The organism is Psychrobacter sp. 1U2 (assembly GCF_051847575.1).
In genome coordinates this window covers 1-1,197 of sequence record NZ_JBPYDC010000332.1, presented here as the reverse complement: position 1 = coordinate 1,197, position 1,197 = coordinate 1, and the positions used below count along the sequence as shown (strand labels likewise).

The window sequence follows — 1,197 nt, the reverse complement described above, 5'->3', positions numbered from 1 at the left end:
TTCCCCTTTACCTGCGTCTGACTGATTTGCCCAATAGCTAATAAACGCATATAGAACGTGTTTATAAGTCTCATCATATCCATACAGGCGATGCTGTATCATTCCTTGCAACTCATTACAGGCGATGCTGTATCATTCCTTGCAACTCATTCTCTACTAGCAGTTTTTTTAGAGTATCAAAACCTTCTTCGATACCCCAAGAGGTCAATAACCGTGCTGCCTGAAAAACGATATAATCATCTTCATGGGCCAAAAGATCAACAGCACCTTTAATACGTTCGGGTGGTATGTCCTCAGGATCTATATCTTCAGGTAACTCCGTGTAATCAACACCTGTTGGAATATCACGTAGTAGTGAGTTAGTGTGAGCGCTATTCATTGTATTATCCTGACATAAAAAAAGCATTTTCAGGTAGTTCATCATTTTTCTTATAACTTTTCATGACGGCTACCATTGCTCTTTGATAATGTGCCTCAGGAGCATAACCATCAATAGGTTTAATCAACCGACACGACATATCAAACGTAAATGGCTCCATTCTATTCTTATATAGTAAAAAAATTCCATTAGAGACACATGAACCGTTAAAAAATTCATATGTTACTTCTTCATCGTCTTCTTTAATTTTTTTGACCTCAACATACATAGTAAAACCCTTTATTTACTTGTTAATTTTGAGTCGTTGATAGGTCGCTATGTCAAAAAAGTATAGGTATTCGGATCACCTCTGATATTAAAGTACTTTTAATACCCCTTCCCCAAACGCTTCTTTAATAAATGATCAAATATAAACGGACCAAATGGTAAAAACGAGCCAAGCACACCTGCAGGCATTACCCATAGCGGCATTTTTATTTTGCTCGTTGCAATCAGTAGAACCAAGATATAGGCGATAAATAGTACCCCGTGTGCCATACCGATATATCTTACCGCTTCAGGAATACCCAACATATATTTGAGTGGCATTGCAACACCAAGTAATAATAAAAAGGACGTACCTTCTAAGTAACCCATAATGGTAAGGTTTTTGAGTGCAGAATTTTGCTCTTTTGTTAGGGTAGGCAAAGTAGATGGCTGAGCTTGCAACACGTTTTATTCCTTTTACTATTATCAATAAATAGTCAATTTCAATTTTAACCGCGTGGATGATGCTCGGCATGCAATTTTTGCAATCTCGCCGTCGCCACATGGGTATA

At 37.6% G+C, this 1,197-nt stretch carries 3 protein-coding genes; all 3 read right to left on the bottom strand.

Annotation, left to right across the window (positions count from 1 at the left end):
* Nucleotides 1-115: 115 nt before the first annotated feature.
* The 3 genes from ACS8FD_RS15580 to ACS8FD_RS15570 all read right to left on the bottom strand — a co-directional run bounded on the left by ACS8FD_RS15580 (nucleotide 116) and on the right by ACS8FD_RS15570 (nucleotide 1,090).
* Complete coding sequence (locus ACS8FD_RS15580) at nucleotides 116-379, bottom strand: hypothetical protein (protein ID WP_439262531.1); 264 nt, start codon at nucleotides 377-379, stop codon at nucleotides 116-118.
* A gap of 4 nt (nucleotides 380-383) precedes the next feature.
* Complete coding sequence (locus ACS8FD_RS15575) at nucleotides 384-647, bottom strand: hypothetical protein (RefSeq protein WP_439262529.1); 264 nt, start codon at nucleotides 645-647, stop codon at nucleotides 384-386.
* Between the two features lie 98 nt (nucleotides 648-745).
* Nucleotides 746-1,090 (bottom strand): DUF3817 domain-containing protein, encoded by a 345-nt coding sequence (locus tag ACS8FD_RS15570; RefSeq protein ID WP_439262527.1) that lies wholly within the window; start codon nucleotides 1,088-1,090, stop codon nucleotides 746-748.
* Nucleotides 1,091-1,197 lie beyond the last annotated feature (107 nt).

Bases quoted from the DNA above. Each gene is read 5' to 3' on its own strand.
- ACS8FD_RS15580 (WP_439262531.1), bottom strand. From the start codon at position 379: ATGAATAGCGCTCACACTAACTCACTACTACGTGATATTCCAACAGGT.
- ACS8FD_RS15575 (WP_439262529.1), bottom strand. From the start codon at position 647: ATGTATGTTGAGGTCAAAAAAATTAAAGAAGACGATGAAGAAGTAACA.